Source organism: Streptomyces pyxinicus, from assembly GCF_024753135.1.
Classification (GTDB): domain Bacteria; phylum Actinomycetota; class Actinomycetes; order Streptomycetales; family Streptomycetaceae; genus Streptomyces; species Streptomyces pyxinicus.
In genome coordinates this window covers 206,244-232,016 of the sequence record NZ_JANUGP010000010.1, presented here as the reverse complement: position 1 = coordinate 232,016, position 25,773 = coordinate 206,244, and the positions used below count along the sequence as shown (strand labels likewise).

Below are 25,773 nucleotides of genomic sequence, written 5' to 3'. Positions count from 1 at the left end.
GGGGGGGGGCGTGGAGTCACCGGTCGGCACCGGCGTGCGGGGCACCGGCTTGGCCGCCGCGCCGGTGTCGCCGGGTGCCTCGGCGTCCGGGGCAACGGCGTGCCGGCTGTCGGACCCGGCCGGTGCCGCCGGTTCGAGGGCCGCGCGGTGCAGGGCGGCGGTCCGGTGGCGGGCCGTCAGGAGGGCGGTCGTCATCGCCGGCACGGTCGGGTGGTCGTAGACCGCGACGGCCTCCAGACCGGCGCCGTGCCGTTCGTTGAGGTCGCGGACGACCTCGACAGCGCCGATCGAGTCCAGCCCCATCTCGGCGAAGGTCCGCTCGTCGTCGATCTCCTCCGGCCGCAGGTAGAGCACCTGGGCCAGGGAGGCGACGACATCGGCCCGCACCTCCGATGCGGAGGGCCCGGCGACGGCCTCCGGTGCCGGTGCCGGCTCGACTCGGGGCACCGGACCCGGAACCGGTGCCGGCTCGGCCTGCGGCACGGCCTCCGGTGCCGGTGCCGATTCGGCCGGGGGCACGGGCTCCGGGTCCCGCGCTGCAGTGTTCCCGGTCCCCCGGAACGCCTCCACCCGGGCGAAGTGCCCCCGGACCCGGTCGCGGGCCTCGGCGCCGAGCACCTCCTCGTGCATGCGGACCTCTTGCCCGACCACCTCGTCCAGCCGGGCCAGCACCCGGCCGGCCAGCTCCTGCTTCAGACGGCGTACGGCTCCCTCGGGACGGGCCGCGAGCGCGCGGGCGCGGTCCAGCGCGGCCGGCAGCACCTCACGGCGCGGCAGGACCGTCACCATGGCGCCGTGGCGGTGCAGTTCGGCTCCGGTCAGGGACCGGCCCGTGAGCATCATCTCGTCCGCGAGGGCCGAGCCGAACCGGCGTTCCAGGACATAGGTGGCCCCCATGCCGGGGGTGAAGCCGTAGGCGACGAAGTTGGCGCTGTAGACGCTCTCCTCGGCCAGCAGCACCACGTCGGCGTACAGCCCGAAGGCGAGGCCGCCGCCGGAGGCGTGCCCGTCGATCGCGGCCACCACGGGCCGGTCGCAGCGCAGCAGCCCCTCGTACACGAACGCCTGGTCGGTGAAGCGTCCGTCGCCGTCGGCCAGCGTCTCCAGGGCCTCGGCGGTGCCGCCCATGCTGAACACGCCGTCGGCGCCCGTGATCACCACGGCCTTGACGTCCGTGCGCGCGGCGACCGTGTCGAAGGCCTCGCGCAGGTCGCTCAGCAACCGCTCGGTGAACATGGGCGAGTTCATGCGGATGAGGCCGATCCCGCCGTCGAGGACGACGAGTTCGGCGCCGTCGTCGCGGGCGGGTGGCGTGGGAGCGGGTGTGGTGGCCGGGGCAGGGGCGGATACTGTGCCGCCGGGCGCGGCTTCCCGGTGGTCCGTGCCCACCGTCTTACCCGTCCATCCGCCGGGCCAGCAGCGCTCCTCGCGGAAGGGGTAGCCGGGCAGGGGGATGCGGCGGGGATGCGTGCCCGGCTCGGGCCCGCCGGCCTCGTCGGTCTCGCCCGCGACCCAGCGGCGCGCCCGGTCCTCCGGACTGTGCCCGGTGTCCGCCACCGCCCGTGCGGGTGAGACGGCGTCGGCCGACACGGTTCCCCGGTAGGCACGGGGGCCGGGTTCGGCTCCCTTGACCAGGCGTTCCAGGGCCGCGCGCAGTTCCGGGAGGCCGTCGGCGACGACGGCGAACCGGGCCGGCATCGCGGTGCGGCCCACCCGGAGTGTGTGGGCGAGGTCGTCGAGCCTCGGCAGGCCGTCCTCGCCCGGGCGGGTGGCCGCCGTGGCGAGGTCGGCCCAAGTCTCGGCGGCCTCGTCCAGCGTGGTCCCGGAGTGCACCGCTGCCGTGAACTCCTCGGCCAGGTCAGCTTGTTCGGCACCCTGAGCCAGGTCGTGGGCCAGGGCCAGGAGGGCCGCAGGGTCCAGGCCGAGATCCCCGAAGGTCTCGTCGCCGCCGAGGGACGTCTCGGGCACCGCGAGACGCCGGGCGACGAGGGACCGTACCGGCGCGGGCTCGGTCGTGACGACGTGCCGGGGGCGTTCCGGGTCGGGGGTGAGGAGGGCGAGCAGGGCGGACGCCCGGTCCCGCAGGGCCTCGTCGTCCTTGGCGGACAGCACGAACAGCCGGGGGCCGCGCGGTGCCGGCCGGGCCGGGACCTCCGGGGCCTCCTCCAGCACCAGGTGGGCGTTGGAGCCGCCCGCGCCGAAGGCGCTGATGCCGGCCAGCCGCCGGCCGCCGGACGGGCGCGGCCAGGGCGCGGCGGCGCGCTGCACGGCCAGCCGGCCGTCCCCGAAGTCAAGGTGCGGGTTGAGCGTGTCGGCGTGCAGCGAGGGTGCCAGGGCGCCGTGCCGGAACTGGAGGAGCAGCTTGGTGAGTCCGGCGATGCCGGCGGCGCTCTCCAGGTGGCCGATGTTGGTCTTCACCGATCCGACGGCCACGTGTTCCGGCCCGGGGCTGAAGGTGGCCAACGCGGTTCGTAGGCCGTCCAGTTCGATCGGGTCGCCGAGCGAGGTGCCGGTGCCGTGGGCCTCGACGTAGCCGAGGGCGCGCACGTCGGCGCCGGACTCGCGGACCGCGTCGGCGACGAGCGCGGCCTGCGCGGTGGGGCTGGGCACGGTGAACCCGCTGGTGCGGCCGCTGTGGTTGAGGCGGGCGGCGCGGATGACGGCGTGGATGTGGTCGCCGTCGGCGAGGGCCAGGTCCAGCGGCTTGAGCAGCACCGCCCCGACACCCTCGCCGGGTACGTAGCCGGTGCCGCCCTCGCCGAAGGCGCGGCACCTGCCGTCCCGGGACAGCCAGCGGCCACGGGCGAGTTGGAGGTACTTCTGCGGGTGCGGCATGACGTTGACGCCGCCGGCGAGGGCGAGGGTGCTCTCGCCCCGGCGCAGGCTCTCCACCGCGAGCTGTACGGCCGTCAGCGACGAGGAGCACGCGGTGTCGACGGCGATGCTCGGGCCGCGGAAGTCGAAGGTGTAGGAGACGCGGTTGGCGACGGAGGAGTGCAGGGCCACCGGGGCGGTCTCGTCGTCGGGGTCGGTCACGAACTGGAAGTGGTTCCACATGACGCCGGCGAAGACGCCGACCTGCTCGGCGGTGAGGGAGCCGGGCGGATACCCGGCGTCCTCCAGTGTCTGCCAGGCGATGGTCAGGAACAGCCGTTCCTGGGGGTCCATGCGCTCCGCCTCGCGGCGGGAGATGCCGAAGAACAGCGGGTCGAAGCGGTCCATGCCGGTGAGGAAGCCGCCCCAGCGGCCGTAGGTGCGGCCGGGCCGGCCGGGCTCGGGGTCGAAGAGGGCGTCGTGGTCCCAGCGGTCGGGCGGCACCTCGGTGACACAGTCCCGGCCGGCGGCCAGGTTGGCCCAGAAGGCGTCCAGGTCGGCGGCCTCGGGGTAGCGTCCGGCGACACCGACGATCGCGATGGGTTCGGGGGTCGTACGCGCGCCGCCGGGCGCGTGCCGGGCCACGGTGACCGACCGTTCCGTGGCCGCCTGTTCGGGCACGGGGGCGAACAGGTCCGTCGTCAGCGGTCCGGCCGCGGCTCCCTCGGCGTGTACGGCGTGTACGGCGACCAGCCGGGCCGGGGTGTCCGGCCGGGCCAGGCAGCCATCCAGCAGGGCGAGCGCGACCTCGGTGGGCAGGGGCCGCATCCCGGACTCGGCGGAGCGGGCGAGTGCGGCGGCGTCGGCGCGCATGCCGCCCTCGGCCCAGTAGGGCCAGGCGAGGGACAGGGTGCGTCCGGTGCGGGCGGGGTCGGCGGCGCGGTGGCCGGCGAAGGCGTCGAGGAAGGCGTTGGCGTAACCGTACGCGCACTGGCCGGTGTTGGGCAGGACCGCGGACAGCGAGGAGAACAGCACGAAGAGGGCCGGGTCGCTGTCGGCGGTGGCCCGGTCGAGGTGCAGGGTGCCGGCCAGCTTCGGGGCGAGCACGGCGCGGGTCTCGGCCGGGTCCCGGCGGAAGTGCAGGGCGTCGTCGGTGCGGCCGGCGCAGTGCAGGACCGCGTCGATACGGCCGTACAGCTCGCGGCAGCGGGCCGCGACGGCCTCGGCGTCCTCGCGTCGGGAGACGTCCGCCCGCACGTAGTGCGCCTCGCCGCCCCGTGCCGCGCAGCGGTCGAGCAGGGCGGTGACCGTGGCGTCGAGCGGCCGGGTCCCGCACAGCACCAGGCGGGCCCCCTGGGTGCCGGCCAGGTGTGCGGCGAGGAGCGAGCCGATGCCGCCCGCTCCGCCGGTGACCAGGCAGACGGCGCCCCGGGGCAGGGCAGGGGTGTCCGGTGCGTCGAGGGTGTGGGGCGTCAGGCGGCGCACCTGGCGCTCGCCGTCCCGGTGCCTGCTCTCGGTGTCCGCGCCGCCGTCGGCCGCCTCCGCGAGCAGGATGTCCGCGAGTTCCCCGGCGTCCGGCGCGCCGGCGACGAGCGTGCTCCGGCAGCGCAGGGCCGGGTTCTCGGCGGTGATGCCGCGGGCCAGGGCACCGACCGCGCTGTGCTGCGGGGCCGCGCCCTCGTCGGCGGCGCGGTACAGGAAGCGGAGTTGGCGGGTGGTGTCGGCGGGCCGGGCGGCCAGCGCGCCGGCGAGCGCCCAGACGACGTCGTAGCCGTCGGTGGTGTCGGCCGAGGGGCCGGGCGCGGGTGCGGGGCAGACGGCCAGGACCGTCGGGGTGGTGCCCTCGGCGGCGAGTTCGTCCAGCAGGCGGCCGAAGTCGGCGCGGCTGCCGGTGGGCAGGTGCCAGGTGTCGGGGCCGGTGCGCTCGTAGGTGAAGGCGGGCAGCACGTGCACCGTGCGCGATCCGGGGGCGGCGCGGTGGCGCAGGGCGTCGGGCAGCGCGGGGTCGGCGGTGACGACGAGCAGATCGCCGGGCGGCTGCTGGGCGCGGGTGGCGGCGAGGGGTATCCAGCGGGGGCGGTGGAGGGCGAGGCGGGCGGCGGACGCCGGTGGTGCCGGCGGCTCGTCGGCAGGCGCGTCCGTCGCGGCGGTCGGTGCCGTGGCGGTCGGTGCCGTGGCAGTCGGTGCCGTGGCAGTCGGTGCCGTGGCAGTCGGTGCCGTGGCAGTCGGTGCCGTGGCGGTCGGTGCCGTGGCGGCCCGGTCCTCGGCCGGCAGCGTGAGGGTGTGCCGCTGGGCCAGGTGGTGGGCGACGGAGGCGACGTCCGGGTGCTCGAAGAGCAGCGTCGGGTAGAGGCGGCCGTCGACGACCTTCTCCAGTTCGGCGCTCAGTGAGAGCAACGCGACCGAGTCCAGGCCGAGTTCGTAGAATCCCCGGCGGGGGTCGACGGTCTCCGGAGCCCGGCCCAGCAGGCCGCCGATCAGGGAGCGCACGTACGCGACCAGCCGCTGCTCGGGGTCGCCGGCCGCCTCGACGGCGGAGGCGGGCCGCTCCGGCGGTGCGGCCGGGGTGTCGGTGTCCAGGAGCCGGGTGATGAGCCCGGCGTGCCGTACCCGCTTGCAGCTGAGTTTGGTGAACTGGGCGACGAAGCGGCCCTGTTCGTCGTAGAGCAGGCAGTCGTTGTGCATCACGTCGCCGGACGGGGCGACGGTCTCGGCCGTCGGCACGTGCACCCAGCAGGGCCCGGTCACCGCGCGCGGGGCGCGGAACTCCGCGATGTAGACCGGGATGAACGGGTCGGGTCCGGGCGGCGGCCGGTGGCCGAAGGCGACGAGGGTGGCGGCGTCGAGCTTCGCCGGGTGCAGGTGGAAGGCGCTCTCCTGGTCCCGGGAGCCGGGGTCGAGTTCGAGGCGGGCCAGCAGGCCGCCCGTGTCGAGGCGGTGGAGGACGCCGAAGCCCATCATGGGCGGGCCGTGCTCGATGTCCTCGGTCCGGGCCTGCCGGTACAGCTCGGCCATGTCCCGGCTGGACTCGGCGCGGGTGAGCAGGGCGCGCGGGTCGATCGGCGGGGGCGGGGGTTCGTCGGTGAACTCCAGGCGGGCCGAGAAGTGTGGGCGCCAGCGGACACCGTCGGAAGCCGCCGCCGGGTCCGTGCCCGGTGCCATGACGGCGCCGGCCGCCGCCACGGGCCGGGAGCCGGTGGTGTCGGGGGCGCCGATCGTGACGCGGACGGCGAGGTCGCGTCCCGGGGCGGTGGCGATGGGCTCGGCGAAGAGCACGTCCCGCAGCACCGCGCGCTCGGTGTCCATCCCCCGCGCGCGCAGGATCCGGTACACGATGTCGAGGAAGGTCGCGCCCGGCATCACCGACACCTGGTGGATACGGTGGTTCTGCATGATGAAGTCGTCGTGCGGCAGCGAGAGGTGACACTCGATCGGGTCGTTCACGGCGTGGCTTCCCCCTCGTGTCCGAGCCGGCGGGCGGCGTCCTCGCGCAGCCGGGTCCGGTCCGTCTTCCCATGGGCGTTCAGCGGTGCGTCGGGCAGCCACCACAGGTGGCGGGGCAGCATGTAGGGCGGCAGGCGGTCGGCGAGCCGTTCGGCCAGGTGCGCGGTGTCGGGTTCGGTGTCGCCGAGCAGGTAGGCGACGAGCCGGGTGCCGCCGGGCGCGTCGAGCGCGAACGCGACGGCGTCGGTGCCGGAGGTGTCGCGCAGGGCGGCCTCCACCTCGCCGACCTCCACCCGGTAGCCGTTGACCTTCACCTGGGCGTCCTTGCGGCCGAGGTGGACCCAGCCGTGCGCGGTGGCGCGCACCTGGTCGCCGGTGCGGTACCAGCGCCGGCCGCCGTGGTGCAGGAACCGGCCCGCGTCCTGGGCCGGTTCGAGGTAGCCGCGGAACATCTGGGGCCCGGTCATGACGAGTTCGCCGGTGCCGTCGGCGGGCGAGCCGTCCGGGGCCAGGAGCATGGCCGCCATGCCGGGGTTCGGAGCGCCGATGGGTACGGTGGCGCCGTACGTCGGGTCGGACAGGTCCTGGTCCGGGTGCCAGCGGAACGCGGTGCAGGCGATGGTCAGTTCGGTGGGGCCGTAGATGTTGTCGAGGACGCCGTCGGGTGCGGCCCGCTGCCAGTAGCGGGCGGTGTCCACGAGCAGGGGCTCGCCGGCGAACACCGACTGGCGCAGGCCTCGCAGACTGCCGGGGGCGAGCCGGTCGGCGCGTTGCAGGCCGCGTGCGAGGCTGGGGGTGCTGTGCCAGACGGTCAGCGCGTACCGGCGCACCCAGCGTGCCGGGTCCAGGGCCTGGAGCCGGGACAGCACACAGACACAGGCGCCGCCGGCCCAGGCCGGGAAGATGTCGCACATCGCCAGGTCGAAGGTGGTCTCGTGGACCTGGCTGAAGCGGTCCTGGGGGCGGACGCCGTACCGGGAGAGCGAGGCGGCGAGGAACGCCGAGACGTTGCCGTGGCTGACGGGCACGCCCTTGGGGGTGCCGGTCGAGCCGGAGGTGAACAGGATGTAGGCGAGGTCGTCGGGGGTTCCGGCCGGTGGCCGCCACCCGTTACCGGCGCCGGGTTCGGACAGCTCGTCCGCCGTCAGGACGCGGGCCTCGCCGACGGCGCTCGGCAGCTTCGCGGGCAGGGCGGTACGGCCCGTGCCCGGGGCCAGCGCGACATGGACGGGTGCCGCCTCCACCAGCCGGGCCACCTGCCCCGCCGCGTCCGGGGCGGCGATCACCGCGCCGCAGCCCGCGGCCCGCAGCACGGCGGCGTTGCGGGCCGGCGGGTTCTCCGGGTTCAGCGGCACGGCGGGGGCGCCGGCGTACAGGGCGGCGAGCAGGCCGATGTACGCCTCGGGGGTCTTGGAGGCGAGCACGGCGACGGGCGCGCCGGTCTCACCGGCCGTGCCGATGGCGGCGGCCCAGGCGCGGGCGAGCGCGTCGACCTCGGTGTAGCTCCACGCACGGTCGAGGATGCGCAGCGCGGGTCCGTCGGGGTTGCGGGCGAGGCCGTCGGCGAACCAGTCGTGCAGCATCCGGGCGGCCCCCGGCAGGGTGCCCGGTTCGCCGCCGGTCACCGGTTCACCGGCCCTCACCGGCTCGCCGCCCGTCACCGGTCCGCCAGACAGCCGCTGACCACGCGCCACAGGTCGGCAGGGGTGGCGAAGCTGGCCGGGACGAGGGCGCCGTCGGGGAACTCGATGCCGTAGGCGTCCTCCAGCCGGGCGGAGAGGCCGACCATGCCGAGGGAGTCCAGGCCGTGCGCGGGCAACGGGACGTCGGCGCGCAGCGGAGCGGTCGGGGGGTAGTCGGTGAGTGCGGCCCTGACCAGCTTCTCGTAGGTCTCGTCCCAAGTCGTCGCCACGGTGCGCCTCGTCCTTCTCGTCGTCGCCGGGGTGGTGCCGGTGTGCCGGGTGAGCCGTGTCGGTGTGCACGCGTGCGGACGATTCCGGGGAACGTCGCGGAAAGGGCGTGCGGCCCGGTCGAGAGAAATCCGGCGCGGGGATGCTAACGACGGAATTTCCGCCACCGCAAGGGCGTCCGGGCACTTTTCCGGCGTGCGCACTATTGAGCAGAATTCCGGCCCGTATAGAGCGGACCATCGGGGATCTTCATTTTGTTTCCAGGCCCCGGGAATCAGGCCCTCGGCGGCGCCCGCCGGCACAGGAGGACGGTACGCATGCCGCAGCGTGTGCTGATCGCCGGTACGTCACCCCTCCTCGCGGGCCGGCTGGCCGCCCGCTGCCTGGCGGCCACGGAATCCGCCGGCACCGAGGTGGTCCTGCTGTCCGCCGCCCGGTCCCGGCCGGGGGCGCCCGCGCCGGACCGGCGGGAGCTGGCCGGGTTCGTGGCGCGGTGCGGCGGCGAGGAGCCGGAGGCCCCCGACGCGGGGCGGCTGACCGTGGTGTGCGCCGAGCCCGACTCCGTCGCCGCCGAACTGAAGGCCTGGACGGCGGAGCGGGTGTGGTGCGTGGTGCCGGGCTGGGACCGGTCACCGGTCCGCGGGGCACGCGCGGACGCCGTACTGGCCGGTGCGCTGCTCGCCGCACTGCCCGCCCTCGGGGCCACCGGCTACGCGCACGTGGGCCCGGACACGAGCCCCGACGCGGGCCGGGCGCACCGGTCGTACCGGGACCTGGAACGGCTGGCGGTGGAGGCGTGCCTGGACGCCGGGGTGTCCTGGCGGGTGCTGCGCACGGCGCCGGTGGTGGACGCCCGGGCGCCGGAGCTGGGCGAGTGCCCGCCGGGCCTGCACCGGCTGCTGTGGGCGCTGCACTCGGTGCGCGCCGAGGTCGGGGACCGGGCGCCGGACTGGTTCGAGCGGCATCCGCTGCGGGTGGCCGGGGTGGCGGGCCTCGGCCTGACCCTGCTGACGGCGGAACAGGCCGCCGGGGAACTCTGGCGGTCCGGCGCGCCCGGCGAACTGCCCGACGGATTCGCCACGGTGCCCCGGCCCGCCCCGGTCCCGCTGGCCGACGTGCTCGCCCGGGCCGGCGCCGTGCACGGCATCGACGTACGCCCGGTACCGGACCGCGCCGACTTCAGCGCCGCCGACCGCCTCCTGCACCTCCGCCTGACCGACGTACGCCGGGCGGCGGTACGGCTGCGGGACGCGGCGCCGGCATCCTCGGAGGCGCCTGCGCCGAGCCGGGCGGGGGCCGACGGGACGGTGTCCGGCGGGGCGGAAGCGAACGCGGGGCCGTCCGGCGCCGCGTGGTCCAGCGGCATGGCGCACGACACGGCACGGTCCGAGGCTGCCGGGCTCGACACGGCCGGGGTCCACGCGGCCGGCACCACGCCACCGGTGACCCCCGCGGCGCCCGCCACCGCACCGCCGCGCCCCCGGGAACCCTCCGCCGCCCCGAAACCGGCCCCGTGCGCCGACCACCCGGCACCCGTCAAGGCGGTCCAGCTCTCCCCGGGCAGGATGGACACCCCGGCCACCCCCCGGACGACAGAGGCCTCCGCACTCCCGCGGTCGTCCGCCGCCGGCGCCGACCCGGCCGCCCCCGTGTCGCTCTCCCCCGCCGACCAGTGGGAGCTGTTCGGTGCCGTGCGGGCCTGTCAGGCGCTGTCGGCGCCAAGGGGCCCGGCGTTGCGGCAGCGTGTCGTGGAGGTGGCCGGGCGGCCGCTCGTGCTGTTCGAGGGCGGGGCCGGCGAGGGGCCGCCGCTGCTCGTTCTGAACGCGCTCGGGCAGGGCCCCGGCTTCCTGACCCGGCTGTGCGCGCACCTGACCCCGCACCACCGCGTCGTCACCTGGCAGGTACGCGGCACCGAGCGGGACGATCCGGCCTGGGGCACCCGGCAGCAGCTCGGTGACATCGACGCCGTACTGGAAGCGGCCGGCGCCGAGCGCGCCCATCTGCTCGGCTGGTGCACCGGCGCCAAGATCGCCACGGCCTTCCAGCAGCACCGCCCCGAGGCCGTCGCCTCCCTCGTCTTCCTGAACGCCACGTTCCGGCAGAACGACCGCTGGGACGGCATGGACACCAAGTACGAGTCCGACCTCGCGGCGGTGTGCCGCGCGCTGGACCGCAGGCCCGACAAGGCCGCCCGGATGCTGGACCTGCTGGCCCCGGGCGCGGCGGGCGGCAAGGGCAGCCCGGGGGCGCGGGACGCCGGGGTGCTCGGAGTGCTCAGCAGGGCGCTCGCCGACGAGGTGCGGCGGCCCTTCCGGCACGCCGAGGTGCTCGTCCGGTACGCCCGGCAGCTCGTGGACCTGTGGCGGCTGGACTCGGCGGCACAGGCACCGCGGGTGGCCGTGCCCGCGCTGTTCGTCTGCTCGGAGTTCGACGGCATCTCCTCCCCCGCCCGGGCCCGCGAGGCCGCCCGGTGCTTCCCGCACGCGCGGTACGCGGAGCTGGCCGTCGCCGGTCACTACGCGCCGCACGACCGCCCCGCCCTGGTGGCGGAGCTGATCACGGAGTTCGTCCGCGCCCCGCACGAGGTCGCCGACCTGGTGCGGTACGCGGAACTCAGCTGGCACATCGACACGGAAGGAACTGCGCGGTGACCGAGGCCAATGCCTTCGACCGGGTCGCGGACGACTACGACCGGATGCGGGGCGGAATGGAGCGCGGCAGGCAGGCCGCGGCACAGCTGGCCGGGGACCTGACCCCGGGTCCGGTGCTGGAGGTGGGCGTCGGCACGGGCATCGTGGCGGCGGGGCTGGCCGAGCTGGGCCACGAGGTGCACGGTGTCGACGTGTCGCCGCCGATGCTGGCGCGGGCCGCCGAGCGGCTGCCGGGCCGGGTCACGCTCGGGGACGCGCGGGCGCTGCCGTTCGCCGACGGCACGTTCGCCAACCTGGTCTTCACGCACGTCCTGCACCTGGTCGGGGACATGCCCCGGGTGCTCGGCGAGGCGGCGCGGGTGCTGCGTCCCGGGGGGCGGCTGCTCGCGGTGCACGGGGATCCGGCGGCCGATCCTGACGAGCTGGTCGCCGTACTGGACCGGCTGGCGGTGCTGCAACCGCCGCGCCCCGACACGCCCGAGCGCCTCGACGCGGCGGCGCGGGAGGCGGGACTGGAGCGGCTGCGGCACGAGTTCGCCCCGGACTACGAGCGGGCCACCACGCCCCGGCAGCTCCTGGAGAGCCTGGAGCGCCGGCTGCCGCCGTACCTGTGGGAGGTGGACGACGAGACCTGGGCGCGGGTCGTCGAGCCGGCGCTGGACGCGCTGCGCGCCCTACCCGACCCGGACCGCCCGCGAGTACAGCACTGGCGGGTGCACCGCAGCGTGTACGTCAGGAAGTGAGCCGTCGGCGGCCGAGCACGCGGGCCGGGGACGAGGGGCGGCCCGCCCCTCGTCCCCGGCCCGCGCCGCCGCGCCCGGTACCGGTCAGCGCGGTATGAGTTCGAACGCGATCGCCGGACGGCCGCCGAAGCGGGCCCCCATCGCCCGGGCCAGGCCGAGCAGCGGGCCGCGGACGTCGGTGACGGGCGGCTGCATGGCCGCCAGATAGCTCGCGTGGGCCTCCAGCGAGGCCACCGCCTGGTCGATGTGGTCGCTGACGTCGACGGCGTGGGTCGGCCGGGGCGAGTTGGAGACCGCCACGTAGCGGACGCCCTGCCAGGGGCCGGGACCGTCCTCGGGGAAGATCCAGCGGTTGGCCGCGTCGCCGACCGCGTCCAGCAGGGCGCGGCCGGTGTTGCGGTGGTCCGGCGAGTTCCAGCGGCCCGTGGAGGTGTGGTCGTGGTGGCAGAAGCCGATGACCAGCTCGGGGCGGTGGCGGCGGATCGCGGCGGCGAACTCGCGGCGCAGCTCGGCGGAGTACTCGATACGGCCGTCGGGATGGTCGAGGAACTCCACCCCGGCCGCTCCCACGACGGCCGCGCTGGCCCGCTGTTCCGCCTCGCGGACCTCGGCGGCCTTCTCGGGGGCCATCGAGTCGATACCGGCCTCGCCCCGGCTGGCCACCAGGTAGGTGACCGACTTCCCGGCCGCGGTCCAGCGCGCCACGGCGCCCGCGGCGCCGAATTCCATGTCGTCGGGATGCGCCACCACGGCGAGGGCGCGGGTCCAGTCCTCGGGCATTTCCTGGAATTCATCGCTCATGGCCCGAAGATAACAGCGCCCTTTCCGGTCCCGATAGCCTCGGAATTCTTTTCTCCGGTTCGCTCAATAGTGAGCAGAGCCGGCGGTTTCGAGGCGCGAGGATCCGGCTGATCCCCGTCGGCAGTCCGGCCACCGGTGCGCCGAGGTCCCGCGAACGAGAGGACAGCACATGCAGACGCAGTCGACCAGCACCATGACCTGGGATCCCTGGCAGCCGGCCCCCTACGAGCAGACGGAGGGCGCGCCGCTGCTGCTGCACGGCGAGGTGGCCAACCACTACACCGGGCACATCGAGGGCGAGGGCGTCCAGCAGGTCCTCATCGCCCTGTCCCCCGAGGGGGCGAGTGTGTTCACGGCGCTGGAGCGGGTGACCGGCCGGATCGGCGACCGCAGCGGCAGCTTCGTCCTCCAGGTCACCGGCACCACCGGCGGCGGCACGGCCAAGGCCACCCTGGAGGTGCTGGAGGGCTCCGGAACAGGCGGGCTGACCGGTTTGCGCGGTACCGGGACCTACTTCTGCGACAACCCGGGCCCGGACGGGTGTGCGACCGTCACACTGGACCACTCCTTCGAGTAGTCCCGGCGATCCGCGTGCGCCCGGGCCGGTCAGGGCCTAGGCTCACGAACGCCGGAGGTGCACACAGGAGTTGCCGGCGGACGTTGTCCGCGGGCGTTGCACGCCGAGACGATCATCGTCCTGAGGAAGGAAACCTTTCATGTCCCCCATTGGGAGCCTGGCAGCGGTCACCCTCGACGCGCCGGACCCGAAGGCCCTGGCCGAGTTCTACAGCGCCGTCACCGGCTGGCAGACGCTCTTCGCGAGCGAGGACTTCGCCTACATCGGCGCCCCGGACGGATCCAGCCGCATCGGTTTCCAGCGGGTCGAGAGCCTGAAGCAGCCCTCCTGGCCCGGTGACGACAAGCAGATGCACCTCGACTTCAGCGTCAGCGACCTGGACGAGTCGGTGGAGCGGCTGACCGCCCTGGGAGCGACCAAGCCGGACCACCAGCCGGGCGGCGAGAAGTGGGTCGTCCTGATCGACCCGGCCGGCCACCCGTTCTGCGTGACCACCATGGCCTGACGGCGCCTTCGCCCGTACGGCGCGAGGAGGCCGCGGCACCCGGACGGGTGCCGCGGCCTCCTCGTGTGCGTCTCAGTCCCCCCAGTACTGCGGCGTCAGGCAGCCGTCGTGCCCGCTGCCCTCCAGCATCAGGCTGTCCCAGCGGCCACCGCCCTGCTCCTTGGACACCCAGTCCTGCATGTAGGTCGCGCGTGGCGCCGTGGGGTCGGTGCGGGCGTCGATGCCCATGAGCTTGTACATCGTGCCCAGCGATTTCATGTGGATGAGGAAGTGCATCCGCTCCATGGTCCCGAAGAGTTCCTCGAAGACCAGCGCGGTGGCGTCCCCGCCGGCGTTCAGGTTGGTGTTCTCGGCGACCGTACGGGCGAACAGGCGTGCCTCGGCCCGGTACTTGTAGCTGAAGTCGACCACCCGGTGCATGATGACGCCGGCGGTGGCCGTGTTGAGGAGCTGGTCGGCGGGGACGGCGGTCTGGTGGTGCGCCGGCCGCACCTCGAACCAGGGCTCGTCCCGGTCGGCGGCCAGCGGGCTCATCGACGGGTCCTGGGCCATGGTCTGGGTGGCGGTGCCGAACATCCCCCAGCGGTGCGGGAACATCATGGTCTCCCGCACGCTGCCGGGCACGAACGCGGCCTGCCACTCCTCGGCCTGGTGGTGGGAGACATGGCCGCCGAGCACGCCGTCGCGGAAGTCGCGGGCGCCGCCCATGTGCACCAGCCGCTCGTAGTCCTCCAGGGACCGGAAGTGGATCAGCCAGTGCAGCCGGTCCTTGACGCCGAAGGTCTCCTCGTAGACGAACACCGTCGCGAGGCCCGGATGCTTGGTGTTGACGAACTCGGCGGCCTCGCGGGCCAGTCGGCGCGCGCTGTCGCCCTGTCCGGCGGCGATCTGCGCGACCCGCTCCACGACGACGCCGGCGTTCGCCGAGTGCAGGATCCGGTCCGCGGGCTGCGCGGTCTGGTGCCGGGCGGGCGGAACACCGGGCGTGCCGCTGTCCAGGGTCATGGGGCTCTCCTCGTGGGTGTCATGGGCGGGGTGCGGGATGTGGTGGCCCGGGCGGGGCGTAGGCGGCCAGGCGTTCGGCGAGGACCCGGGCCGCTCCGGTCATCAGCAGGTCAGCGACGCGTTCGACGTGCCGCTCCCGCCAGGGCTCCAGGGCGGTGCCGGCGACAAAGCGGTTGAAGGCGCCGGCCGCGGGCCCGCAGTGCACCTGGTAGTTGGCCCGTTCGGCGGGGTCGCCGTCCTGGGCGGCCCGGTTGGTGCGGGCGAAGTACGACTTGAACAGGAGGGCCATGCGGTGCCGGGGGTCCCGCTCGGCCCGTTCGATCTCGTGGGCGCGGCCGGTGTCCCGGTAGTGGGCGCACGTCTGTTTCCACGCCTGGTCCAGCGGGGCGCGCAGGCAGTCGCGCTCCAGCCAGGCGCGGGTGGCCTCGTCCAGGTCGTCCAGGCCGGTGTGGTGGCGGTAGAGCTGGTACAGCTTGTTGGCGCGGGCCGCGAACAGGGTTCCCTTGCGCACCACCTGGACACGGGAGCCGAGTTCGAACAGGTCGCCGGCGGGCGCGTACGCGGTGTCCTGCACGTCCAGGGCGGCCAGCAGGTCCTTCACGGCGTCCGAGGTGCCCGCCTCGGGTGTGCACTGGTTGACGGAGCCGGTGACCACGAAGTCGGCGCCGAGCACGAAGGCCGCCGCGACCGCCTCGGGGGTGCCGAGGCCCCCGCAGGCCCCGACCCGCAGGCGGCGGGCGTAGCCGTGCTGTGCCGTCAGCCGCTCGGCGAACGCGGCCGTCGTCGGCACCAGGGCCAGGCTGACACCGCCGTCGGTGTGACCGGCCGAGTCGCCCTCCACGCAGATGTCCTGCGCCACCGGCAGTCCGCCGGCCGCGTCGGCCTCGGCCGGGGTCAGCGCGCCCTGGCCGACCAGGCGCCGCAGCAGGTCCGCGGCGGGCGGTGCCATGAAGTGGGCGGCCACCTCGGGGCGTGAGCACTTGGCGACCAGGGTGCGTACGGCGACGGGTGTGCCGTCGGCGGCGCGGTGGGCGCCGGTGAACCGGAAGCGGACGAGTGCCGGGGTGACGGTGGTGAAGGCGGCGGCCTCCACGTGCCGCACGTCGTGCCGCAGCAGCAGGTCGGTCAGGGCGTCCTCGGCACCGGGACGGGTGAGGTCGTGCAGCAGGTTGACGCCGTAGCGGCCGTCGAGGCCGGGGGTGCGGGCGAGTTCGGTGAGCGCCTTCTCGACGGTGCCCGGGTCGAGTCCGCCGGCGCCGAAGTAGCCGCGCAGGCCGGCCCGTCCGAGCCGGGCGACCAGGGCCACGGAGGACACGCCCCGGAACATGCTGCCGGCGAGGTAGGCGTAGCGCACTGCGTGGTCCTGCCGGAACTCCGCGCTGCCGAGCCGGGCGGCGGCCGGGTCCCCTACGGGTTCCGGCTCCGGGGCGGAGGCGAGGGCGGGAGCCGGGGCGCGGGCGTCGCGTCGTGCCGGCGCCGCGACCGTGGCGGACACCGACGGGGACGTCGGCTGCGGCGCGGTCTCCTGTTCGGCCCGCACCGAGTCCCACATCGGCCGCAGCATGGGGCGCGGGCCGAACTCGCGGGCCTCGGTCACGCCCCGCCGGACGAGTTCGCGCAGGGTCTCGTGCCAGCGCACCGGGGCCGCGATCTGCCGGGCCAGCAGGTCCGCCACGCCGTCGGCCGGATAGGGCCGGCCGGTGACGTTGGCGAGCACGGGGATGCGCGGTGGCCGGAACTCGACGGTGTCCAGGAATGCGGCGAAGCGCTCCTGGGCCGGGCGCATGTGCCGGGAGTGGAAGGCGCCGCTGGTGGCCAGCGGGACGCAGCGGGCGCCCGGTGTCGCCCGGACGGCCGTGCGGACGGCCTTCATGGACTCGGCCGGCCCCGACACCACCACCTGGGTGGCGGTGTTGAGGTTGGCCAGGTCGACGTCGGCGGCCCCGCCGCGGTCGAGCAGGGCGCGCACGGCGTCGGGCGCGAGACCGACGACGGCCAGCATGGCGCCGCCGTCCGCCTCGCCCAGCAGTTCCCCGCGCCGGCACACGATCCGCAGGCCGGTCTCGAAGTCGAAACAGCCCGCGGCGAGCAGCGCGTTGTACTCGCCGAGGCTGTGTCCCGCGAGCACGTCGGGTGCCGGGCCCTCCGCCAGCGCCTCGGCGCAGGCGAGCGCGTTGACGACGTACAGCGCGGGCTGGGTCCACCGGGTGCGGTTCAGCCGGCCGTCGGGGTCGTCCAGGCACAGCGCGCGCACGGACTCGCCGAGGATCCGGTCGGCGGCCGTCACGTACGCGGGGAAGCGGTCGAAGAGCGCCTCCCCCATTCCGGCGCGCTGCGCCCCCTGGCCGGCGAAGAGCCAGGCTCTCACGCGCCCGGGTGGAGCTGGTACGGCAGCAGCACGGTGTCCTCGATGGTGCCGGGCACGAAGGAGCGGCCCCAGGTGCCGCCGCCCTTGGCGCCGGCGATGAACTGGCGCGTGCCGAGAGCCCGGAAGTCGTCGTCCGCGCGCTCCAGTTCGAGCAGTTCCTGGTAGGCGTCGAAGTCCTTGAAGTGGACGAGCCAGTGCAGCCGGTCCATCACGCCGAAGGTCTCCTCGTAGAGGTAGGAGGTGGCGCGGCCGGGCAGCTTGCGGTTGACCTCGTTCTGCCAGGCGAACGCGTACAGCCGGGCCTCCTTGCGGAACTCGTGCGAGGCCTGGCCGGTGCGGTGCACGGTCAGCAGCGCGTTCGCGGAGTGCAGCAGCTCGGTGTCGGACTGGCCGGTCTGCACCTTGGCGGGGTCGACCCAGAGTTCGCCGCTGTCGTGCTCGTCCTCCTCGTGCACGAGCCCGTGCTGCGGGACGAGGATGCGTTCGCGTACGGAGCCCTCGACGACGGCCCGGCCCCACACGCCGGCGCTGGCGTCCTCGGGCACGCGGTCGCTCTCCAGCATGTCGATCATCTTCTCGTCGTGATCGACCATGTGCAGGCTGATGGCGTAGTCGTTCGGGGTCTTCCAGTGGATCAGCCAGTGCACCCGATCCTGCTTGCCGAACGCCTCCTCGTAGAAGTAGAAGGAGGCGCCGTTGAGGTCGGACTGGTTCATGTAGGCGATCACGTCGGCGAAGAGCTTGCGGCCCTCGGCGCGGTGCTCGTACTTGAGCTGGGCGCTGCGGGCGATGGTGAAGCCCGAGTTGCCGGAGTGCAGCAGCTTGTCGGCGGGCACGGGGCTCTGGGCCGACGCGGGGCTGGGACCGGCCGCGCTCCGGGCTGTCCGCTGATCCATGGAATGGCCGTCCTTCCAGTGCGCAGAATGCGTGGCTCGTGCCGGACCTGGGAGGCCGGCGCGAGCCACGCTAGGCGGACCGCCGTGGTGGGGGCTGCACAACTTTGAGCAGGCGGGGAGGGGTCCCGCCGGCCCGCGCGGGGTCAGCCGGCCGCGGGGGCCTCCTGCGCCGGCTGCTCGGCGGCCGGGTCGCTCTTGCGGGGCATCTCCTTGAGGAACAGGGACACCACGAGGGCGACGCCGACCAGCAGCACGCACACCAGGAACATGTCGCCCATGGCGTGCGCGTAGCCGTCCAGGGCGTCTCCGCGCACCGGTTCGGGCAGCCGGTGCAGGGCCGTGACGCCCTGGTCGGCGGCGCGTGCCGCGTCCTGGCCGAGGTCGCCGAGCCGGTCGGTCACCCGGCTGGTGAGGACGGTTCCCAGGACCGCGACCCCGACGGCGGACCCCATGCGCTGGAAGAAGTTCGCGGCGCTGGTGGCCGCGCCGATGTCCTGCGGCGGCACGGAGTTCTGTACGGCGGTGATGACGGGCTGCATCACCAGGCCGACGCCGGCGCCGAACAGGAAGGCGTACAGGCCGACCTGCCAGTACGGGGTGCCGGCATCCAGCCGGGACAGCAGCAGCATGGTGACGACGAGCAGCGCGGACCCGGAGACGGGGAACACCTTGTACCGGCCGTTCTTGCTGATGAGCTGGCCGGAGGCGATGGAGGTGACGGTCAGCCCGAACATCGCGGGCAGCATGGCGAGTCCGGAGCGGGTGGAGGACATGCCCATCACGGCCTGGAAGTACAGCGGCAGGTAGACGATGCCGGCGAACATGGCGGCACCGGCGAGCAGTCCGAACAGGGCGCCGATGCCGAAGACCGGGTTGCGGAACAGCCGCAGCGGGATGACGGGTTCGGCCGCCCGGTTCTCCGCCCAGACGAACAGGACGCCGAGCGCGACGGCACCGGCGGCCAGCAGCAGCGAGCCGGGGGCGGCCCAACCGTAGGCGTCACCGGCCCAGTTGAGGTACAGCAGGGCGCACACGACCGCGCCGGCCACCAAGGCGGCGCCGGCGAAGTCGATGGTGTGCGGGCGCTGCGGACTGCGGATGCGCAGGCCGAGGGCGGTCGCGACCAGGGCGAGCACGCCGACCGGCACGTTGATGAGGAAGATCCAGCGCCAGCCCGGCCCGTCCGTGAACCAGCCGCCGACCAGTGGTCCGACGACGCTGGACAGGCCGAACACGGCCCCGAACATGCCCTGGTAGCGGCCCCGGCGCTCCGGCGGGACCACGTCGGCGATCACCGCGAGCGCCAGCACGAACAGCCCGCCCGCGCCGAGGCCCTGGATGCCGCGGAAGACGATGAGCTGCCAGATGCTCTGCGCGACGCCGCACAGCACGGACCCGACGACGAAGACGCCGATGGCGCACTGCACGACGGTCCGGCGGCCGTAGAGGTCGGACACCTTGCCCCACAGCGGGGTGACCGCCATGGAGGTGACCAGATAGACGGTCACCACCCAGGGCAGGCGTTCCAGACCGCCCAGTTCGCCGACGATGCTGGGCAGGGCGACGCTGACGACGGTCTGGTCCAGAGCCGACAGCAGCATCCCCGCCATCACACCGGCGATGGCCAGGGCGGCCTGGCGAGGGGTGGGCAGGGCCGGTGCCGCGTCCGCGGCCCCGGGGGGCGCCTCTGCGGAGTTGTCCATGGCGGGTGCTTCCTTCCGTGGGGGTGACGGGCGGCGGTGCGGGTGCGCTACGGCACCCGCACCGCCGGGCTGGATTCGGGAACGCCGTCCGTCACCTGGCGGGTGACGAAGCGCAGATCGAGGATGGCGGCGCGGGCGGGCGCGGGGCGGGACTCCGACCGGGGCACGGGGGCCGGGCGGGGTTGTGTCTCCGAGGCGGGAGCGCCCTCCGTCCGGCGCTCCAGCCACAGCCGCCGTCGTGCGTAGGCGGGCGCGGGCAGGGGCTGCCGTACCGGGACTCCCGCCGGCCGCGCGGCCGGGTCGAGGGCGGAGGCGACGAGGTGGGCGTTGGTGCCGCCGAGTCCGAAGGAGCTGATGCCGGCCACCCGCCGCTCGGGCGGTACGGTCCACGGTTCGGCCGCGGTCACGGGCCGGAACGGCGAGTGGGCGAAGTCGAAGCGCGGGTTGGGCGTCTCGCAGAACAGGGTGGGCGGCACCACCCCGTGCTCCAGGCTCAGCGCGACCTTGATCAGGCCCGCCACGCCGGCCGCGCTCAGCAGGTGGCCGACGTTGGCCTTCAGGCTGCCGATGGCGCAGCGGCCGTACGGCTCCTCGGCGCCCGCGAACGCGTCGGTGAGCGCCTTGAGTTCCATCGGGTCGCCGATCCTGGTGGCCGTCCCGTGTGCCTCCACCAGTCCGATCTCGTCGGCCCGGCGTCCGGCCGCGGCCAGGGCCTTGCGGACGACGTCGGTCTGGGCGGCCGGGTTCGGGGTGGTCGTGCCCATGGTGTGGCCGTCGTTGTTGACGGCGACCGCCTCGATCACCGCGTGCACGCGGTCGCCGTCGCGCAGGGCGGCGGCCAGCGGTTTCAGCAGGACGGCACCGCAGCCCTCCCCCGGCACGATGCCGTCCGCCCGCTCGTCGAACGGCCGGCAGCGACCAGTGGGCGACAGCACCCGTGCGGCACTGAACTCCAGGTAGGGCCGCTCGTCCAGCAGGATCTCCACCCCGCCGGCCAGGGCCACCTCCGCCTCCCCCGCCAGCACGCTGCGGCACGCCAGCTGCACGCTCACCAGGGAGGACGAACAGGCGCTGTCCACCACGAGGTTGGGGCCGCGGAAGTCGAAGCGGTGGGCGACCTGCGCGGCCAGGAAGTTCTGGTCGGACTGGAGCACGTCCGGGCGCAGCGGCGCGCGCAGCGGGTAGGAGGAGATCCGTCCGCCGACGAACACGCCCACGTCCCGGCCGCGCAGTTCCTCACCCCGGTAGCCGGCATCGGCCAGACAGTCCCGGGCGGCTTCGAGGAACAGCCTGATCCCCGGGTCCAGTACGGTCGCCTCGTCGTCGGTGAGCTGGAACGGGCCGGGGTCGAACAGGTCGAGCCCGTCGAGGAATCCGCCCCACTTCCCGGTGCTGCGGCCCAACTCGTGGTCGGGGCGGTAGTACGCCTCGGTGTCCCAGCGTTCGGCCGGCACCTCGGTGACGGCACAGTGGCCGTCGAGCAGGTTCCGCCAGAAGGCGGCGACGTCCGGCGCACCGGGGAAGCGTCCGGCCATGCCGATGACGGCGACCTTGCCTTCGGTACGGGGGTCGGCGGGGGCGGGGGACGCGGTGGCCGGTGCCGGGGCGGGTGCTGGTGTTGGTGTGGCCGGTTCGGGCTTCGGGGCGAGGCCGAGGGACGTCAGGTGGTCGTGCAGCTGCCGCACCGACGGATGCTCCAACAGCAGCGACGGCGGAAGACGCCGGCCCACGGCCTCCTCCACCCGCTCCAGCAACTCGCCCAGCATCACGGACTCCACACCCAGATCGGCGAAATCCGCCGTGACATCGAGATCGGTCTCCGGAGTACCGAGCACCGCACACACCAGCGGGACCAGCCAGCCGGGACCGCTCTCGGCGCGCGAGGGCGCCGGTTCCGGGGCGGGCGGTACAGGTACGGGTGCCGGTGTCGCGGGTTCGGGGTGCGGGGCGGGCGGCGCGGTCGGGGTCTCGGCCTGCCGCGTGTCCAGCAGGGTCTCGGCGTCGAAGGAGGCGTCCAGGGGGACGGCCGGCAGGACCGTGCCGCCCCAGGGCATGGCGATCACCTGCTCCAGGACGCGCAGCCCCGTCGCGTCGTCGACGGTGTCCAGGCCGACCGGGGCGCAGACGTTGTCCTTGCCGCGCGCCGCGCCGCTCTCGGTCCACATCGGCCAGGCGACGGAGCGGAAGTGGCCGCCGCCGGTGCGGACCCGGTGGCCGAGCACCAGGTCCGCCGCCGCGTTGGCCGCCGCGTAGTCGGTGACGCCGACGGCGAGGCGCGGGATCAGGGCGCAGGCCGAGGAGAACGCGACGAAGAAGTCGAGCCGGTCGCCCTCGCACAGGGCGGCCAGCGTCTCCAGGCCGTCGGCCTTCGGCGCGAAGGTGGCACGGACCGTGGTGGTGTCCTTGCCGACGAAGGCGGGCCGGCCGCCGCCGAGTCCGCCCGCGCAGTGCACCACACCGCCGAGCGGCCCGAGTTCGGACCGCACCCGGTCCAGGAAGGCGCCGAGGGCGGCCCGGTCGGTGAGCGGTCCGGTGTGCACCAGGACGCGCGCGCCGAGCTGTTCGAGGCGCCGTACGCCCGCGACGGCCTCCGCCTCGGCGGCACCGAGCGCCCCGGGGGTGTCCCACCGCTCGCGAGGGGGCAGTGGCCGGCCGCCGAGCACCGCGATCGCCCGGGCTCCGCGCTGGACGAGGTGCGCGGCGACCCGGGCGCCGATGCCCCGGGTGCCGCCGGTGACGACGTACGCACGGGCGGGGTCCGGGACGAGCGGGGTGTGCCGGGCCAGGGTGGGGCGCAGGACGGGTTCGTAGCGCAGTCCGTGCCGGTGGCAGATCTCGGCACGGACGCCGGTCCGGTGCCACTCGCCCCAGAGCGAGGCGGCCAGCCGTTCCGCGTCGGAGGTGAGCAGGTCGGTGTCGAGGACGGTGGTGTCCAGCCGCTGGTACTCGGCGCCGAGGCAGCGCAGGAAACCCGCCATGCGGGCGCCCGACGGGCAGGGTTCGGGTCCGTCGAGGTCCTGGAGCCCGCGCACCGCCTGAACGCCGCGCAGCCGGGCACCGGGCCGGGCGCCGATCAGCCGGCGGATCAGCAGCAGGCGGGCGGTCCAGGGGCCGGGGTCGGCGGGGTCGGTCCGGTCGAGGTCGGTGAGGTCGATCCAGCCGGCGATCACGGGGTGGCGGGCGAGCAGGCCGTCGGTGACGGCGTCGGCCTCGCTGTCGTCCCCGAACTGCCCTACCCCACCCGGGGAACGGCCATCGTCGTCGAACTCCCCCGGTCCGCGCGGGGATTGGCCGTCCTGGACGAGGACCGGGGCGACGGTTCCGGGCGGTGCTGTGCGGGCGAGCGCGTCGGCCACGGCCCGGGTCGCGGCGCCGTACAGGCACACCACGACGCCCTCCGCGGGACCGCTCCCGGCGGTCGCCTCGCCGGTGGGCAGCCATGCGCGGCGCAGCAACTCCACTTCTTCGGGCGCCTGTTGGGGAGCCGGTGTGGCCGAGGGGGTGGCGGGCCCGCTGGTGTCGTCCTCCTCGCGGATCCAGCACCGCATCCCGGCGAAGGGGTACGTCGGCAGGGAGATGACGCGCGGTGCGGCGCCGGCGTACAGCCGGGACCAGTCGACGGGTCCGCCGGTCGCCCAGTGCCGGGCGAGTGCGGCGAGGTCGGGGTCCGGGCCGTCCGGCAGCAGGCGCCCCTGGGGCCGGCCGCCGTGGGGTGCCCGGCCGCGTACGACGCCCTCGGCGCCCGCGTCCCGCCCGGCCGCGAACTCCGCCAGGCGGGCGGCGGCGTCCGCCGTGTCGGTGGCGACGAGCGCGAGGCGTTCGCGCAGTGGTTCGCGGCCGGCCTGGAGGGTCCAGGCGACGTCGGCGAGCGGCGCCGCGCCCGGGCGGCGCAGCCAGGAGGCGAGCCGGGACGCGGTGTCCCTCAGGCGCTGTTCGTCGTGTGCGGAGAGCACGAGCAGCCGGGGCGCCGGGTCGGTGTCCGTGCCCTGTCCGGCGGGGGCGGGGAACTCCTCCAGGACCACGTGGGCGATGGTGCCGCCGGCGCCGAAGGAGCTGATGCCCGCGCGTCGGGGGCGGGGTGCGCCGTCCGGCCCGGTCGGTCGCTGCCAGGGGGCGGCGGTGCGCTGGGCGCGGAAGGGCACGGTGTCCCAGTCGATGTTGGGGTTGAGCCGGTCCACGTGCAGGGTCGGGGCCAGGGTGCCGTGTTCGAGCTGGAGCAGGCACTTGGTGAGCGCGGCCATGCCGGCGGCGGCCTCGGCGTGCCCGATGACGGACTTCACCGAGCCGATCGGCAGCGAGCCCGCGGGACGGTCGTCGTCGCCGAAGACGCGGGTGAGTCCGTCGATCTCGACCGGGTCGCCGAGGGCGGTGCCGGCGCCGTGCGCCTCCACGTAGTCGATGTCGGCGGCCCGCAGTCCGGCGTCGGCGAGGGCGTCCCGGACGACCTGGCTCTGCGCGACGGGGGACGGCACGATGTAGCCGTTGGTGCGGCCGGCGTGCACCACGGCGGTGCCCCGGATCACCGCGCGCACCCGGTCGCCGTCGGCCAGGGCCCGGGCCAGTGGCTTCAGCACCAGCACGCCCACCGCCTCGGCCGGCACGAACCCGTCGCCGCCCTCGCCGAAGCTGCGGCAGCGCCGGGAACTGGAGGTCAGCGACATGAGCCGCTGCTGGACGAACTTGTTGGGGTGCAGGGAGAGGTTGACGGCCCCGGCGAGGGCGATCTCGCAGTCCCCCGCCCGTAGCGCGCGGACGGCCAGATGCAGGGCGGCCAGCGAGGAGGAGCACATGGTGTCGACGGCGAGGCTGGGGCCGTGCAGGTCGAGGATGTACGAGACCCGGTTGGCGATGTTGCCGAGCGCGCCGCCGCTGTAGGCGGGGCGTCCGCGCAGGGACTCCTCCACGCCGAAGAAGGCGTAGTCGGCGTACATGGCGCCCGCGTAGACGCCGACGCGCGACCCGTGCCGTTCGCGCAGCCGCTGCCGGGGGTGGGCGGCGTCCTCCAGGGCGGCCCAGGCCGTCTCCAGGAAGAGGCGTTCGTGGGGGTCCATGAGGGCGGCGTCGCGGGGGGTGATGCCGAACAGCAGCGGGTCGAAGCGGTCGACGCCGTCGAGGAAGCCGCCGGTCATGTCGTCGACGGGCCAGCCGGGCCGGTGCCGGTCGGCGGGCAGGCCGGTGACGCAGTCGTGTCCGGACCTCAGGTTGGCCCAGAAGGTCTCCAGGTCGGAGGCCTGCGGGTAGCGGCCCGCGACCCCGATGACGGCTATCGCGCCGTCGGTCTCCCCGCTCCCGGCTGTCGCGCCGCCGGTCTCCCCGCTCCCGGCTGTCGTGCCGTCAGCCTCCTCGACCGGAGCCGGGGACATCGGAGCCGATGCCCGAATCGGGGTCGACAGTGCCTCGGTCTGCGGGCGTTCGGCTTCCGGTGCCTGGCGCGGGGCGGCTCCGCAGCGGCGCACGGCGTCCTCCGCCACGTGGGCCATGTCGCCGTGCTCGAAGAACAGGGTGCGGCTGCCGACCCCCCAGTCCTCGGCGAGCAGGCGGTTGAGTTCGCCGATCTGGAGCGAGGTGAGCCCGTACTCCACGAAGGGCGTGTGGGCGTCGAGTTCGTCGCGGGGTATCCCGGACACCTCCGCGTACCGGTCCAGGAGGGCGGTCTCCAGGCGGGCCACGCGCGGGTCCGGGCCCGCGTCCGGCGCGGTGGCGGCGGCCGTTTCCGGCGCGGGCGGCGGGGTGGGCGCGTCGGTGGTGGTGAAGGGGTACACGGGCAGGGCGACGCGGGCGCGCGGGGTGCGCCAGTAGGTCTCCCAGGGCAAGTCGGCGCCCTGGGCCCACAGCCGGGCCGCCTCGGCGGCGGTCCCGGGCGAGCCGGCGGGGGCGCGGCCGGCCTGCCCGGTGTGGACGGCGGGATCGGGGCGGCCGGTGAGGAAGGCACCGAGCGCGGCGACGACACCGGCGAGGTCGGGGTGGACGACGGCCAGCCGGTGCCGCATGGGCACCCGGCCGGTCTGGGTGGTCCAGGCGACGTCGGCGGGGGCGGGCGCCCGGTCCTCGCGCAGCAGCCGGGCGAGCCGGTCGCGCAGGTCGCGGGCGGCGTGGGCGAGCCGGTCGGGGTCGCCCGCCGACACGAGGACGACGCACGGGTCGACCGGCACCGTCCCGGGGCCGCCGGGCGGTGCCTCCGGGGGCGTGGGCGGGGCGGCCGTACCGGCGTCGCGTCGGGTGTCGATGTCGGGGCGCTCCATTGGGTTCATGCCGTCTCACTCCACGGGTGTCGGCCTCGGCTCGGTCCATGCCGGTCCGGGCATGCCGCATGCCCGTGGGGTCCCGTGGGCGGGACGCCGCTGTCCGTCGCAGAC

13 protein-coding genes are annotated in these 25,773 nt (G+C 75.1%); 4 read left to right on the top strand and 9 right to left on the bottom strand.

The features are described 5' to 3' along the window. From NX794_RS16420 to NX794_RS16410, 3 genes are all read right to left on the bottom strand, one after another. Window positions 1–6,258: SDR family NAD(P)-dependent oxidoreductase (locus tag NX794_RS16420; protein WP_258779285.1), on the bottom strand; the 6,258-nt coding region annotated here is incomplete at its 3' end. Next, window positions 6,255–7,883 (bottom strand): AMP-binding protein, encoded by a 1,629-nt coding sequence (locus NX794_RS16415; protein WP_258779284.1) that lies wholly within the window; start codon window positions 7,881–7,883, stop codon window positions 6,255–6,257. The genes NX794_RS16415 and NX794_RS16420, both read right to left, overlap by 4 nt. Window positions 7,884–7,915: 32 nt before the next feature. Beyond that, window positions 7,916–8,170 carry an acyl carrier protein gene (locus NX794_RS16410; RefSeq protein ID WP_258779283.1) on the bottom strand — a complete coding sequence of 85 codons (255 nt, stop codon included), beginning with the start codon at window positions 8,168–8,170 and terminating at the stop codon, window positions 7,916–7,918. Between the two features lie 315 nt (window positions 8,171–8,485). Here NX794_RS16410 and NX794_RS16405 point away from each other — a divergent pair, with 315 nt between their 5' ends. Together NX794_RS16405 and NX794_RS16400 are read left to right on the top strand one after the other, a co-directional pair. Further along, window positions 8,486–10,819 (top strand): alpha/beta fold hydrolase, encoded by a 2,334-nt coding sequence (locus NX794_RS16405; protein WP_258779282.1) that lies wholly within the window; start codon window positions 8,486–8,488, stop codon window positions 10,817–10,819. Then, the gene (locus NX794_RS16400; protein WP_258779281.1) at window positions 10,816–11,562 is read left to right on the top strand and encodes a class I SAM-dependent methyltransferase; all 747 of its coding nucleotides are present in this window, start codon (window positions 10,816–10,818) and stop codon (window positions 11,560–11,562) included. Before NX794_RS16405 ends, NX794_RS16400 begins: the two co-directional genes overlap by 4 nt. Before the next feature lie 84 nt (window positions 11,563–11,646). Here NX794_RS16400 and NX794_RS16395 read toward each other — a convergent pair whose 3' ends face one another. Next, the gene (locus tag NX794_RS16395; RefSeq protein WP_258779280.1) at window positions 11,647–12,363 is read right to left on the bottom strand and encodes a PIG-L deacetylase family protein; all 717 of its coding nucleotides are present in this window, start codon (window positions 12,361–12,363) and stop codon (window positions 11,647–11,649) included. 169 nt (window positions 12,364–12,532) lie between these two features. Between NX794_RS16395 and NX794_RS16390 the strand changes: the two genes are divergently transcribed. Both NX794_RS16390 and NX794_RS16385 read left to right on the top strand, forming a co-directional pair. Further along, on the top strand, window positions 12,533–12,940 hold the full coding sequence (locus NX794_RS16390) for a DUF3224 domain-containing protein (RefSeq protein ID WP_258779279.1): 408 nt from the start codon (window positions 12,533–12,535) through the stop codon (window positions 12,938–12,940). A gap of 139 nt (window positions 12,941–13,079) precedes the next feature. After that, window positions 13,080–13,445, top strand: a complete 366-nt coding sequence (locus NX794_RS16385) for a VOC family protein (protein ID WP_258779278.1) — start codon at window positions 13,080–13,082, stop codon at window positions 13,443–13,445. Between the two features lie 72 nt (window positions 13,446–13,517). Here the strand turns inward: NX794_RS16385 and NX794_RS16380 are convergent, their stop codons facing one another. The 5 genes from NX794_RS16380 to NX794_RS16360 form a co-directional block, all read right to left on the bottom strand. Beyond that, window positions 13,518–14,450 carry a DUF6039 family protein gene (locus NX794_RS16380; RefSeq protein ID WP_258779277.1) on the bottom strand — a complete coding sequence of 311 codons (933 nt, stop codon included), beginning with the start codon at window positions 14,448–14,450 and terminating at the stop codon, window positions 13,518–13,520. Between the two features lie 19 nt (window positions 14,451–14,469). Next, entirely contained in the window at window positions 14,470–16,818 is a 2,349-nt protein-coding gene (gene fabD, locus NX794_RS16375) for an ACP S-malonyltransferase (RefSeq protein WP_258779276.1), read from the bottom strand. After that, complete coding sequence (locus NX794_RS16370; RefSeq protein WP_258779275.1) at window positions 16,815–17,714, bottom strand: DUF6039 family protein; 900 nt, start codon at window positions 17,712–17,714, stop codon at window positions 16,815–16,817. Before NX794_RS16370 ends, fabD begins: the two co-directional genes overlap by 4 nt. 143 nt (window positions 17,715–17,857) lie before the next feature. Continuing rightward, window positions 17,858–19,417, bottom strand: coding sequence for an MDR family MFS transporter (locus NX794_RS16365; RefSeq protein ID WP_258779274.1), 1,560 nt, complete (start codon window positions 19,415–19,417; stop codon window positions 17,858–17,860). Between the two features lie 47 nt (window positions 19,418–19,464). Then, window positions 19,465–25,668: a beta-ketoacyl synthase N-terminal-like domain-containing protein gene (locus NX794_RS16360; RefSeq protein ID WP_258779273.1), complete on the bottom strand. Its 6,204-nt coding sequence runs from the start codon at window positions 25,666–25,668 to the stop codon at window positions 19,465–19,467. Window positions 25,669–25,773: the final 105 nt, after the last annotated feature.